The sequence below is a fragment of the Phycicoccus sp. Soil803 genome (assembly GCF_001429685.1).
In the GTDB taxonomy this organism is placed as follows: domain Bacteria; phylum Actinomycetota; class Actinomycetes; order Actinomycetales; family Dermatophilaceae; genus Pedococcus.
In genome coordinates this window covers 1-12,608 of the sequence record NZ_LMST01000005.1, presented here as the reverse complement: position 1 = coordinate 12,608, position 12,608 = coordinate 1, and the positions used below count along the sequence as shown (strand labels likewise).

9 protein-coding genes and 3 pseudogenes are annotated in these 12,608 nt (G+C 66.8%); 6 read left to right on the top strand and 6 right to left on the bottom strand.

What is annotated here, in order from left to right; all coding sequences use genetic code 11:
* Nucleotides 1–11: 11 nt before the first annotated feature.
* Together ASG95_RS20445 and ASG95_RS21090 are read left to right on the top strand one after the other, a co-directional pair.
* Nucleotides 12–1,439 carry an aminobutyraldehyde dehydrogenase gene (locus ASG95_RS20445; protein WP_057379049.1) on the top strand — a complete coding sequence of 476 codons (1,428 nt, stop codon included), beginning with the start codon at nt 12–14 and terminating at the stop codon, nt 1,437–1,439.
* Between the two features lie 280 nt (nt 1,440–1,719).
* Nucleotides 1,720–2,706 (top strand): annotated as a pseudogene (locus ASG95_RS21090) (hypothetical protein).
* Nucleotides 2,707–3,370: 664 nt separating this feature from the next.
* Here ASG95_RS21090 and ASG95_RS20425 read toward each other — a convergent pair.
* From ASG95_RS20425 to ASG95_RS20415, 3 genes are all read right to left on the bottom strand, one after another.
* Nucleotides 3,371–3,763: a hypothetical protein gene (locus tag ASG95_RS20425; protein WP_057379045.1), complete on the bottom strand. Its 393-nt coding sequence runs from the start codon at nt 3,761–3,763 to the stop codon at nt 3,371–3,373.
* Between the two features lie 170 nt (nt 3,764–3,933).
* A complete protein-coding gene (locus ASG95_RS20420; protein WP_255358358.1) occupies nt 3,934–5,340 on the bottom strand; it encodes an NAD(P)/FAD-dependent oxidoreductase in 1,407 nt (468 codons plus the stop codon).
* Nucleotides 5,333–6,715: an FAD-binding oxidoreductase gene (locus tag ASG95_RS20415; RefSeq protein ID WP_057379044.1), complete on the bottom strand. Its 1,383-nt coding sequence runs from the start codon at nt 6,713–6,715 to the stop codon at nt 5,333–5,335. The genes ASG95_RS20420 and ASG95_RS20415 overlap by 8 nt, the downstream gene beginning before the upstream one ends.
* 97 nt (nt 6,716–6,812) lie before the next feature.
* Here ASG95_RS20415 and ASG95_RS20410 point away from each other — a divergent pair, with 97 nt between their 5' ends.
* From ASG95_RS20410 to ASG95_RS22500, 3 genes are all read left to right on the top strand, one after another.
* The gene (locus ASG95_RS20410) at nt 6,813–7,490 is read left to right on the top strand and encodes a TetR/AcrR family transcriptional regulator (RefSeq protein ID WP_082593349.1); all 678 of its coding nucleotides are present in this window, start codon (nt 6,813–6,815) and stop codon (nt 7,488–7,490) included.
* Between the two features lie 1,103 nt (nt 7,491–8,593).
* On the top strand, nt 8,594–9,727 hold the full coding sequence (locus tag ASG95_RS20405) for an endo-1,4-beta-xylanase (RefSeq protein ID WP_082593347.1): 1,134 nt from the start codon (nt 8,594–8,596) through the stop codon (nt 9,725–9,727).
* 1,247 nt (nt 9,728–10,974) lie between these two features.
* Nucleotides 10,975–11,124 carry a LacI family DNA-binding transcriptional regulator gene (locus ASG95_RS22500; protein WP_082593344.1) on the top strand — a complete coding sequence of 50 codons (150 nt, stop codon included), beginning with the start codon at nt 10,975–10,977 and terminating at the stop codon, nt 11,122–11,124.
* 243 nt (nt 11,125–11,367) lie between these two features.
* Here the strand turns inward: ASG95_RS22500 and ASG95_RS22250 are convergent, their stop codons facing one another.
* The 3 genes and pseudogenes from ASG95_RS22250 to ASG95_RS22240 form a co-directional block, all read right to left on the bottom strand.
* Nucleotides 11,368–11,574, bottom strand: a complete 207-nt coding sequence (locus tag ASG95_RS22250) for an NAD-dependent epimerase/dehydratase family protein (protein WP_255358359.1) — start codon at nt 11,572–11,574, stop codon at nt 11,368–11,370.
* Between the two features lie 59 nt (nt 11,575–11,633).
* A complete protein-coding gene (locus tag ASG95_RS22245) occupies nt 11,634–11,957 on the bottom strand; it encodes an NAD-dependent epimerase/dehydratase family protein (RefSeq protein WP_255358357.1) in 324 nt (107 codons plus the stop codon).
* A 68-nt stretch (nt 11,958–12,025) separates the two neighbouring features.
* Nucleotides 12,026–12,127: pseudogene (locus tag ASG95_RS22240) on the bottom strand (NAD-dependent epimerase/dehydratase family protein); the annotation flags it as partial.
* A gap of 215 nt (nt 12,128–12,342) precedes the next feature.
* Between ASG95_RS22240 and ASG95_RS22170 the strand changes: the two are divergent.
* Nucleotides 12,343–12,608: pseudogene (locus ASG95_RS22170) on the top strand (glycoside hydrolase family 3 protein); the annotation flags it as partial.

Here is a 12,608-nt window from a genome sequence, read left to right as displayed (position 1 = left end):
AGGAGAGACCCATGGCTGAGACCATCAAGAACTTCATCAACGGGCGTCTGGTCGAGTCCGCGTCCGACCAATTCATCGACCTCATCGACCCGACCACCGGCCAACCCGACGGCCGCTCTCCCATCTCCCTGCCTGAGGAGATCGACGCCGCCTACGCCGCGGCCGAGGCCGCGTTCGACGTGTGGAAAAAACTCGCCCCTAGGGTCCGCCAGAAGCACCTTCTCGACCTGGCCGACATAATCTCTGCGCACCGCGACGAGCTCAGCGAGCTTCAGAGCCGCGACACCGGCCAGCCGATCCATTACGTTGCCAGCGAGGAGGTCGACCAGGGCGTCGACCAGTTGCGGTTCTTCGCAGGAGCTGCACGCCTGCTCGAAGGAAAGTCGACCGGTGAGTACCTCGAAGGTCACACCTCTTCGATTCGCCGCGAACCTATCGGCGTGGTCGGCCAGGTGACCCCGTGGAACTACCCGTTCGCCATGGCAATCTGGAAGATCGCACCGGCGCTGGCAGCCGGCAACACCATCGTGCTCAAGCCCAGCGACACCACCCCCCGCTCCACCGTGCGGCTCGCTGAGCTGGCTGGCCAGGTCCTTCCCGCCGGGGTTTTCAACGTCGTCAACGGCGATGCCTCCACCGGCCGGCTCCTCGTCGAGCACCCCACCCCCGGCCTGATCGCCATCACCGGCTCGGTACGCGCAGGAATCGAGGTCGCGAAGTCAGCAGCCGCGTCACTGAAACGTGCACACCTCGAGCTGGGTGGAAAGGCACCTGCGGTCGTGTTCCCTGACGCGGACCTAGCCGCCGCTGCGGCCGGTATCACCGGCGCTGCATTCTTCAACGCCGGCCAGGACTGCACCGCCGCCACCCGAGTGCTGGTCCACGAGTCGGTGCACGACGAGTTCCTCGCCCTGCTCCTCGACGAGACCAAGCAGGTCACCCCGGGTGCGCCAAACGATCCCGATGCCGCCTACGGGCCGCTGAACAACGCCAAGCACCTGGCCAAGGTTGAAGGCTTTTTCGCCGACCTTCCCGACCACGCGCACGTCGCGACCGGCGGCACCCGCACGAGCGACACCGGCTACTACTTCCAGCCGACGATCGTGACAGGTACCCGGCAGGACGACCGCATCGTGCAGGAAGAGGTATTCGCACCGGTGCTGACGGTGCAGACGTTTTCCGACGAGGAGGAGGCCGTAGCGATGGCAAACGGAGTCCCGTACGGCCTAGCGGCCAGTGTGTGGAGCCGCGACCACGGCACCGCCGACCGGCTCACGCGTGTGCTCGACTTCGGCTGCGTGTGGGTCAACACCCACATACCCTTTGTCTCCGAGATGCCGCACGGCGGTTTCGGAGCCTCAGGGTACGGAAAGGACCTGGCCGGATACGGGTTCGACGAGTACACCCGCATCAAGCACGTCATGAGCGCCCACTACTGACGACGGCACCACCTGACAGTCGTGCCATCCACCCTCAGGATCTTTGGAAGGAGCGCGGCGTGGCACCGGGTTGAGGATCGGCTACTGCTCCGGTCAGTCGGCTCGTATCGGAGACCCAGGCCGACACGACGGGAGAGAGTGATCGGACTACCTATCCGATCACGGGCCGGTGGCGTTGATATCGGAGATCTGATCCAACTGGCGCACGCGGACACGGGACGAGCTCGCAGATGCCACGCTTGTCGCGACCTGGGCGCGCGCCGCCCGCAACGCCCACGAGCTGCGCGCGCTGCGGCTCGCCCGGTTCGGCGACAACATGCGCGAGGTCGCCGTCACCGAGGGTGACAAGGGCGACGCCCAGCTGCGGATCGGCGTCTCGGTCAACACCTACGGCGTGAACGACCTCGTCACGGTCGTCGACCAGATCGGCGACGGCGCGGCCGACGACCTCGTCGCGGCATACCTCGACGAGTACGACGTCGCGTCCGAGCTGCGCCCCGACGGGGACCGGCACGAGTCGCTCGTTACGGCGCGCGGATCGAGGCCGGGCCTGCGAGCCTTCCTCGATGACGGTGGGTTCGGCGCGTTCACCACAACTTCGAAGACCTCGACGCGCTGAGGCAGCTGCCCGGCCTCGCGGTCCAGCGGGTCATGGACGACGGCTACGGGTTCGGCGGTGTGGGTGACTGGAAGACCTCCGTCATGCTCCGCACCACCAAGGCGATGGCAGCGGTCAGCCCGGCGGCACGAGCTTCATGGAGGACTACACGTACCACCTCGTGCCGGGACAGGAGATGATTCTCGGCGCCCACATGCTCGAGGTGTGTCCCACCATTGCGGGCGGCAGGCCGACCCTCGAGATCCATCCGCTCGGCATCGGAGCTCGCGAGGCCCCGCTGCGGCTGCGATTCACTGCCGCTCCGGGGCCGGCCGTGGTGATCGGCATCAGCGACATGGGCGACCGGTTCCGGTTGACCCTCAACGAGATCGACGTCGTCGAACCCCACAGGCGCTGCCCCGGCTGTCCGTCGCATGCGCGGTGTGGGAGCCCCGCCCCAGCCTGGCCACCTCCGCCGAGTCGTGGCTGCTGGCAGGCGGACCACACCACACCGTGCTGTCCAAGGCAATCGGCACCCAGGAGTTCCGCGACCTTGCCGACATCCTGCGCACCGAGCTGGTCGTCATCGACGCGGACACCGCGGTGCCCGGCCTCCAGCAGGAGCTCCGCTGGAGCGCGGCCTGCCACCGCCTCGCAGCCAGGCTCTGACCCACCCGCTCCGGCGGCGCGGGTGCCGATCACGACCCCCCGCTCCGCCGGCCTCCACCCTCCACCGACCCCGGCGGTGCGAGCGTTACTCTCGTCGCCCGCGCCACCTGCCACCAACTCCTCGACACCCGAGGAGAACGTTGGGCGCGCACCCGCACCTTCGGTGAGCTTCCCGACGGCCGATAGTGAAGGCCAACGAGCCATGGGGCGGCGTTGGGGGTCGCGCGGAACACGGTGATCAAGGCGGTGGCCTCTGACGCACCGCCGCGGTATGTAGCGTTCGCCGTCGCCGACGTCGATCGCGGTGTTCAGCCGCGGGTCCGGGCGTTGTTGAAGCAGACCCCGATCGCCCCTCACCCATACTCAAAGGAGCATGCCCAGACTGGTCACGTTCGCACTCCCAGCCGCATAGGCCCGCAACGCCGAGAGCAGGCTGGCGTGACAGCAGCACTGACAGAAACGCGACCAGACAGAACCAGCCGGCGCTGGATTTGATACCGCCCAACGCCCGTGCCGCGGTCCCGTACAGACCCTCGACCCCGACCGCCGACATCTGAAAATCGGAACGTCGGCAGATCGACCCCAGTAGCCAACGTCGGTGACACTGTGCGGCCCTCCCGTCTACCGCATTAAGGTCGCCGGCGATGGCCCGGGCCTGATGACGTCACTCCGGCTGGGGACCCTGCTCGGGCGCGACCCGTGGCTCGTACTTCGTCCACTGTTCTCGCGCGTGGCGGGTTTCGTGGTCGGTGGTCCAGGCCGCTAGGCCTGCCTCTACACGCGCGAGAAGGGGATGGCTGGGGGTCTCCAGTTGTCGAGCGGTCTGGAGGGCAGTGGGCAGGTCGAGGCCGAGCTGTTCGGCGCGTTGCATCCGAGCCAGGAGTGGCCGCCATCGGTCGGCCTCCGCGAGCACACGGGCGCACTGATTGGCGAGCCCGTCGAGCTCGCGGTACGCGATCCGGTGGCGGCCGAAAACGATGGCCTCCCGGCCCGGGGGCTCTGCCGCGGACCGCTGGAGAAGCTCGGCAAGGTTGCAGGTGGTGATGAAACTTGCCACCCGAGCTCGGCCTGGATTCGCTGCATTGTGTGTGTCTCCTCGGTCGCATCGTTGGCGAGAGGCTAGGCGCCTGGAGCGCGCCGACCATGGGGCGAAATCGACAAGCGGTGGAGCACCGCGTCTGCACCTGCCTGACGAGCCTCAGGTCGAGCTCGCCTGCGCTGTGTCTGTCAGCCGAGCTCCGCAACGATGCGCTCTGCCATGCGCCTGCCAACGCGCAGTCCGCCGTCGACGTGCAGGTATCCCGGGCCTAGGACATCGCTGCTTCCGAACTGCAGCGGACCGATGGCATCGTCCACGTGTGGTCCGTAGCGGGTCAGGGACCCGATGGCGAAGGTGGTGCCGTAAGCGCCGCCCGTCCATTCCTCGTGGAGCCAGGGACTCTCGGAGTAGGCGACAGGCTCCAGCGCTCCGGGTCCGAAGTACGCCGCGAGCGACGAGAGCACTGCCGCCCGGCGGTCTGCCGGCGACATCTGGATGATCGCGTCGACATTCACGTCCGAGACGAACCCGACGATGACGCCACGCGGGTCCGAGACATCGTCGTTGGTGTTGTCGTAGGCCTCGTGCACCAGTTCGTAGGGGCTCATCGCGGTGCCCGAGAGTCCTTGGACGCGCCAGAATGGCGTCTTGTAGGCGACGTTGATTTTGATAACTGAGCCAATGGACTGGTGATCGCGGAGCTGGAGCTGGAGCGGCGGCAGGGGTGGGCTGAATCGAACGCGGTTCACGAGCGTGGGAGATATGGCGACGACGACGCGACGCGCGCGATAGACAGCGGACTTCGTGGAGACGGTCGCGCGGTCGGCCGACCACTCGATCGCCGCTACCGGTGCGTCGAGAAGGACAGCGTCGCCGAGGTGGCGTGCCAGCAGCTTCGGCACCTGAGCCAGGCCGCCTGAGACCCGCAGGTCGAGGACGACATTCTCGTCGAACAGGTTGCTGAAGCCGCCCACGCTCGCTGCCAGGGCGACGGCCGAGAGTGCCGAGAAGGAGCACGCCGGCTTCGTCAGCATCGCGGCTCCTACGCACATCGTGAAGTTGTCGCGGGCTTCTGCATTGTCGCTGTGCGCGCGCAGCCAGCCGTCGAAGGAAATCCCGTCGAGCTGGAGCGCATCCGGATGGTCCCAGGGAGCGCCGGGGTCGATCGCGGCCGCGAGGTCGTCCAACATGCCCATGAGCCGGTCGATCTCCGCGGCAGTCTCGCCGTCGACCGGGAACGAGTCCCCGGCGTAGGTCTTTCGCACGCCGTCCCGACCCACGTAGAGGTTGGCGCCGTCGCGGTAGCGCGGGAAGGTTTCGATCTGGAGGTCCTCCAGCACAGCGAGGACCTCGTCCTGATCGGCCGAGATCCACTGGCCTCCGAGCTCGACCCGCAACCCGTCGATGGTGTCGGTCAGCAGCCTGCCGCCGACTCGGTCGCGCGCCTCGAGCACGAGGACCGAGAGCCCGGCCCGGGAGAGTCGCGTTGCCGCCGCCAAGCCCGTGACGCCGGCACCGACAACCACGACGTCAACATCGCGGCGTACTTCTTCCATCATGTCGTCCTCACATCTCTCGTTCATCGGCTCACGCACCGCGGCCCGCCACTGCGTCTGCAATTCGGGCCCATCTGGACGTACTCGGCCTGCCGTCGCGTTCGGCGCGATCGGCGGCGCGGTATGCGGCGTAGATCGCCGCGACGCCGAGCCACCGCAGCGGCTCGACTTCCCATCGCTGGGCGCGATGACCGACCCAGGGAAGGGTCGTGAGATCCGACTCGCGTCCAAGGATCAGGTCGGCGAGGGTTCGACCTGCGAGGTTCGTTGCCGTGACGCCCGTTCCGACGTAGCCGCCCGCGTGACCGAAACCGGTTGCGGGGTCGTAAGTGACCGTCGATGACCAGTCTCTGGGCACCGCGAGCACGCCGGACCACGCTTGAGCCACCGGCACCCGCTGGGCGGCCGGGAAGAGCGTGGCCAGCACTCGCTGCAGAGCGGCGACTGTCGAAGCCGGCGTCTGCCCGTCGACATCGAAGCGGGAAGCGAATCTGTACGGGATGCCGCGACCGCCGAGCGCGATCCGGTCGTCGGCCGTTCGTTGCGCATACATGTAGACGTGCGACGCGTCTGCGAGCGCCTCCCTGCGGTGCCACCCGATCTCCTGCCAGACCTCTGGCGGCAGGGGCTGCGTGGCGATCATCGAGGAGTTCATGGGCAGCCAGGTGCGCCGTTGACCCTGCAGACGCGTGGTGAAGCCTTCTGTCGCGCGGATCACTGACACCGCTCGCACCGACCCAATGGCGGTCCGGGCCGAGCCTGGCCTGATCTCCTCGACCGGGCTGTCCTCGTAGATCCGTACCCCCAGCCCTTCGACGACCGACGCGAGGCCAGCGACCAGCTTGGCTGGGTGGATCGTGGCGCAGTGCGGATGCCACATTCCGCCCAGCACTCCGGGGATGTCGACTCTTGCGGTGACGTCGGGCGCGCTCAGCGCCTCCCAGTCGGTCCCAGGCGATCGAGAGCTTGCCGCGAGCTCGGCCTTCACGCGGCCCAGCTGTGCTCTGTTCGTTGCGACGATGAGCTCCCCGCCGGGGTTGATGTCGGCCTCGATCGCCTCGCGGCGAGCCACCGTCATGACCTCGTAGACCGACTTGGTGAGTGCCGCCTGTTGCCGGGCTGCAGCATCCTCGCCGTGAGTGGCCAGGTACTGGTCGAGGCCGCCCGTTACAGAGTTGGTCAACCACCCGCCATTGCGACCCGATGCTCCGAAGCCAGCGAAGCGTGCCTCGAGGACTGCGACCCGCAGCGACATGTCGAGCTTCTTGAGGTAGTAGGCCGTCCAGAGCCCCGTCAGCCCGGCGCCGACCACGCACACATCCGCTTCGATCGTCGAGTCCAGTTGCGGACGCCGAGCCGTCAGACCGACCTCTCGCCACCAGTGCGAGACGCGACGGTGCGTCGGCTCAGACATTCGTTCCACGACCGTTCCTCCCCATACGCTTGGTTGACGAGAGAGTAGGGTCCTGTCGCGACCGGACCATGGGAAGAAATGTGAGCAAGGCACCCCGATGAAGGACTCGCCGACGCCGCGGCGCGGCCGCGGCAGACCGCGCGAGGTGGAGCGACGACGGCCCGGGGTGGGCACACCCCTCGCGAAAGGGCCGGCCGACTATCCCCCGACGACCAGGGCGATCCTGGACGCGGCGCACAGGGTTGTGTTGAAGCGAGGCGCCCAGGGGCTGACTCTGGTCGCGGTCGCGCGCGAAGCGCACGTCGATGTCACCACGGTCTCTTACCACTTCGGCACCCGCGCCGGGCTCATCGAGGGCCTGATGGACCACCTGTACGGCGGGCTGGTCGCGGAGTGGATCGAGGAGCTCCAGCACCTCGAATCGATCGAAGAGCGGGTCGATGCGTACTTCCGCAGCATCCGGGCTATGTACGCCGACCCGGAGTCGAGCCAGGCCTACTTCGAGATCGTGACCCTGGCCATGCGGGACCCGGCCCTCCGCGCACGGCTCGCGCGGCTGAACCAGTGGATCGTCGAGTCCTACATCGAGGCAATGCTCGGACCGGCAACACCAGGTTGGAGGACCGTCGCAGAGCTCACCTTTGCAGTGGTCGACGGCATCGACCTCCACCGCGCCATCGGCACCGACCTCGACTATCCCGTCGAGGACGTGCTTCAGCTCTATGAGCGGCTGGTGCGCCCCCTCTGGGCCGTCGAGGGGGCTGCTGGGGAATGACCAAGTGGTGCCGGACACGGCCCCACCCGGCCCGCCGTGACTATCTAGAAAGTGGTCGGGATCTAGATCAATCTAGGCACGCTGGTCCGGCTCAAGGTGCCCGCTGAAGGAGAGCCTGTTACAACTCCGGTACAAACAGCCGGCCGCTCTCGACGTTTGCGCAGGTCAGCATGGGTCAGTCAGTCAGTACTTCGATATCTGAGCGAGCGAGGAACGAGCGAGCCAGATCTTGTCCAGCGAGTCCGCTCGCGCTGCCATCACTGCACCAACGGCGGCGCGGCCGGACTCGTCTGCGTCGTGCCACGTGTGCCCGTACGGATGGGGACCTCGAGGAAGTGGACATGCTGGCAGCCCGCTCTGTNCGACCCGGGCATCGTGTCCCTCCTGCGCCCGGGCCGCGGAGCCCCTGCAAGGCCGCGACCCGAAGGACCGGATTCTGGCTTGGCTTCCGCCGAAGTTCGGTGTCGCCACCACGCGGACTGTCTGTCGGTCAAACCCCGCCGCGGCATCGGCCATGGGCAACGCCCATGAAGCCACCCGAGACGGACGATCGCACTGGGTACTTGGAGCTTGGGCCTGGGACGACACAGTGGGAACGGCGAAGAACCCAATGACTAGTGCGAGGCCGTAAACGAGACGGCGGACCACCGTAGGACTCAAGGGAACATGCTGCTTGCCGCAGTGCATGCGTGTCATGAGCTCTCGCGTTGGGCGCAAGTTCTTCATTGGACCTCCTGAGACGTTGATGAGCTGAACGTGCCCCGAGTGACGGCGCGCGACCGGACCGCTAAACTTGTACGACCGATACACTTTGGAAGGGTGGGCCCGCGAGATCAACAGGACGGGGCCGAGGCATTCGCTGCAGCACCCCCGAACGGACACCTTCTCTCTCGCCGCGCCTGTGCGACTCCCATAGGAGAGGCTGCGATGCGCGGGCCGCCTGGGCCGCCGGATCGACCCCAAAGAGGCCTCGCGCCCAAGCAGTGAAATTGTTGCAGGCGTGCTAGATTCGGTTTACTCTCTATTTGAGGGCCACTTGGGTCGGCGTGCGGATCCCGGCCCACTCGCCCCGAGCACTCCGCGATTGGAAGGGACATTCAGGCATGAAGAGACGACGTAGAACGGCTGCCCTGGCGGCCGCGATGCTGGGCTTGACGTTGGCAGCCGTCTCGCCCCAAACCGCCGCCCACGCGACCTTGACTGATCCAATCACTGTCGACCCGGTGCTACCTATCGGCAGTGACTCCGACATCGGCTCGCTGCGTGAGGAGGCCGCGAAGGTCGGCATCTTGTTCGGCTCTGGCGCCATCAAGGCGTCGGACTCGATCGACGACGGTCGCCCACCGAACTACCTGGCCGACCCAGACTTCGCCCGGGTGCTCGCCGAGCAGTTCAACAGCCTGCATGCCGAGAACGAGATGAAGTACGAATTCATCGAGCCGCAGGAGGGCGTCTTCGACTTCACTGGCCCTGACCGGCTGGTGGCGTTCGCCAAGCAGCACGGCATGCAGGTCAAGGGCCACGCCCTGATCACGACCTGCTGCAACCCGCAGTACCTCACTGACAAGGTCAATGACCCCCTGGCCTTCCGGGCACTGATGACCAGGCACATCACCGCAATCATGAAGCGCTACAAGGGCAAGATGGACCGCTGGGACGTCGTGGTCGAGCCCCTCGCCACGATGGGCGGCCAAGGCCTCCAGCACACCGACTTCTACAACGCCCTCGGCCCGGGATACATCGCCGAGGCGTTCCGGATCGCGCACCGGGCCGACCCGACCGCGAAGCTCTACATCAACGAGAACCTAGTCGAGTCCTACCCCGACAAGCGCAAGGAGTTCTACGACCTGGTCGATGGACTGGTCGCCGACGGGGTCCCGATCGACGGTGTCGCGCTCCAGATGCACGAAACCCTGCAGGGGCCCCCCGCCGGTGTAATCACCGAGATGGCCGACCACTTCCACGCCGAGGGCCTCGCAGTGTCGATCTCCGAACTCGACGTGCACACCCTCGACCCAGTGACGCAGGCGCAAATCTACGGCGATGTGGTCAGTGAGGCCCTAAACGCCGGCATCCGTGACATCAGCACGTGGGGTTTCACCGACAAGCACCTGTACACGTGGCTCCCCGGAGCCAAGCCCTTGATGTTCGACGAGAACTACAATGCCAAGCCCGCGTACTTCGCCGTACGCGACGCCCTGCGGACCTACGTCGGCAAGGTGCAGGCCTCCTCGTAGGCTTTGACCGAAACCCCGCAGTGGTCTGCAAAAGCCCGTCGTGGGCAAATGGCGAGGGTGCGGACTTCACATGACGGCCGACCGCCCGCGTGCCCGGGTCCGGCAACCGAAACTAGCGTAGACAATCGATGGACCCCTCGCGAGATCGGGAGGGGTCCATCGATGCATCGCGGGTGCGGGCAGATCCTCTGCCAGAGCTCGCGTGGCACGGCGTTCCGTAACGCCTCGACGGCAACCCAGTAGTCCCCAGCCCGCATTGAGGCAGCACAACGCAGGTCGATCCGGGTCCCGTGGTACACCATCCTGCTGCTGTGAAGCTTGGTCGGCGCCAGGCCAAAGCGCACGTTTTAGAAGCACCTGCAGTTCGCTGACTGGAGGCATTGGCTCCCCAGATAGCATCGGACACCACGACATAGTTGGCAGCTGTCACGGGACATGGTTGGCACCTGGCCCCGCAGGTGGCCATGTCGTTGGCTGAGCTCGTCATCGTGTCGGTCAAGCTGGAGGAACGCTCCAAGATCGAGGTCGCCCGGGGACTACCGGATCTCCCGGTACTGGGTGCAGCAGCTGGTCAAACGCTTCGAGCGCGAGGCCCCAGCCGCCTTCCAGCCCCGGTCCCGGCGGCCGCCCTCGAACCCCGCGGGCCGTCGGGCTGGACGTTGAGGACCTATCGTCCGGCTGGGCAAGACGCTGACGAAGAAGGGCGTGGACGCCGGCGCCGACACGATCCGGGTGCACCTGCAGCGAGACCCCTGCCCTACTCGGGTGCCGGCCACGTTGACGGTCTGGCGGATTCTGACCCGGCGCGGGTTCGTCATCCCGCAGCCGCGCAAACGCCCCAAGAGCGCGGGCAGGGGGTCGAACTCCTCCCACGGCCCACTTTGGTTCGTAGGCGAGGAGTAGCGGCGTACAACTTGCCAAGACCTTGGCATGTCAAGGGAAGCGTCCAACGCACCGACGCCTTTCAGGCACACCCGAGCCATCAGACGCCAAGATCGAGCCGAGGGCCTGCGGCGCCTGGCATGGCTGGCATCCGGCATTGTTGTTGAAATGGATCCACATGCTCGGCCTCGAGGATGGCCTGGATCAGCTCCACCACGGCTTGCCGGGCGTTGTCGCTCCGGAACGGCCGTGCCCTCGTCATAAGTGCTTGCGCCCACGCCGAAGACCAGCGGCCGCGTCGTTCCTTTCGTAGCCCAACATGACGATGGCCCTATTCACCCGCTGCCGAGTCTCCGCCCGGACATTTGCCTTGGCATTCACCCTCTGTCAGGTTTGCTGCTCCGCCAACGATCAAGGACGTTGCGCGTTTGGCGGGGGTGAGCTTTGCGACGGTGTCACGCGTGACGTCGCCTCCAGGAGCCGGTGAACCGCCGCCTTCCACCTCACCGCCGTGACTGCCGAAGGCGGGCACGTGATGGCCATCCGTGATCAACTGTTCCTCCATGCGTGAGACCGGGCCTGCGTGAATGCCCAGGCATCGGCAACGATGTCGTGCAGGCTCGCCTTGGGCGACCAGCCCAGCTCTGCTGCAATGCGCTCGTTCGACGCGACGAGCCTCGCCGGGTCCCCCGCCCTCTGTGGCGCAAGGGCGCTCGGGATGTCGTGGCCCGTGACCGCGCGGCACACCTGCACCACCTTCAGACCGAGTAGCCGCGACCCGACCCGAGGTTGTAGATGCTGTGGGTCGCGGGTCGTGCCGCCCCCAACGCAAGGAGGTGTGCCCTGCCGAGGTCGACGACGTGCCCGTAGTCGCGGACCGCCGACCGGTCCTCGGTGGGGAAGTCGGTGCCGGAGACGGACACCGCCGGTTTCTGCCCGCTGGCGACGGCAAGGACGTTGGGGATGAGGTGGGTCTCGGTTCCGTGCCGCTCACCCTGGGCTCCCAGGGCTCCCCCACGTTGAACTAGCGCAACGAGACGGCCGCCAGCCCGTGGGCCCGCGCCGCACCGGCCAGTATGAAGTCGATGGCCAGGTTGGAGTGCCCGTACGGGTTGATGGGCACCGCGGGCGTCAGCTCCTCGATGGTGCGGACGGCCGGTTCGCCGTAGCCCGCCGCCGTGGAGGAGAAGACGATGCGGGGCACGCCGTGGACGCGCATGGCCTCGACCAGGGCCAGGCCCTCGACCACGTTGTTGCGCCAGTAGAGCTCCGGCCGCTCGACGGACTCGCCGACCAGTGACTTGGCCGCGAAGTGCAGGACGGCGACGCTCCGCCTGTCCCCGAGCACAGACCCGGCGTCGGACACCGGCGCCCGCAGGAACCGCGACCAAGAGGGACTGCATCCTCGTGGCCTGTCGAGAGGTCGTCGAGGACGGTCACCTCGTGCCCCTCCTGCAGGAGCATCGCCGTGACTACCGAGCCGATGTACCCGGCGCCACCGGTGACAAGAAGCTTCATCCGCTACACCTCCACTGCTCATTGGTCAGGTACGACAGGCCCGACGCTCACCGTGAAGCACTCGGGCAGTCCACACTCCCCCAAGGCTGGCGAGGTCACGAGCAGCTCGCGGGTGCCGCCGTGTAGAAGACTCAGTCGGCGCGCATGAAGGGGCCGACAGTTCGGACCGACCATGAGGAGAGCCACCCAACGACGCCAACAACGGCCTGAGCATCATGGGCCGAGTCGATGACGTGCGGCCGCGAGTCGTCGGCCTCATGTTTCAAACTGTCATCGAGGCAGGAGCCGACGGTAGCGTCGTGAGGCGCCCGGGCTGATCAGTAAGTCCCCCGCGTCGACCGTCGTCTTAGCCAAGCGGATGAACCACTTCAACGTGCACGCGCTGGTCGACGCACGATTGGCGGCGCGGTGGAACAACGCTCTTCAGAAGCTTGCGGAGCAGACGCCCCACGGTATTCCGGTGACGATCTCCACAGACCCA

Coding starts and splice junctions, on each gene's coding strand:
- ASG95_RS20415 (WP_057379044.1), bottom strand. CDS start 6,715: ATGTCTGAGCCGACGCACCGTCGCGTCTCGCACTGGTGGCGAGAGGTC.
- ASG95_RS20410 (WP_082593349.1), top strand. CDS start 6,813: ATGAAGGACTCGCCGACGCCGCGGCGCGGCCGCGGCAGACCGCGCGAG.
- ASG95_RS20405 (WP_082593347.1), top strand. CDS start 8,594: ATGAAGAGACGACGTAGAACGGCTGCCCTGGCGGCCGCGATGCTGGGC.
- ASG95_RS20445 (WP_057379049.1), top strand. CDS start 12: ATGGCTGAGACCATCAAGAACTTCATCAACGGGCGTCTGGTCGAGTCC.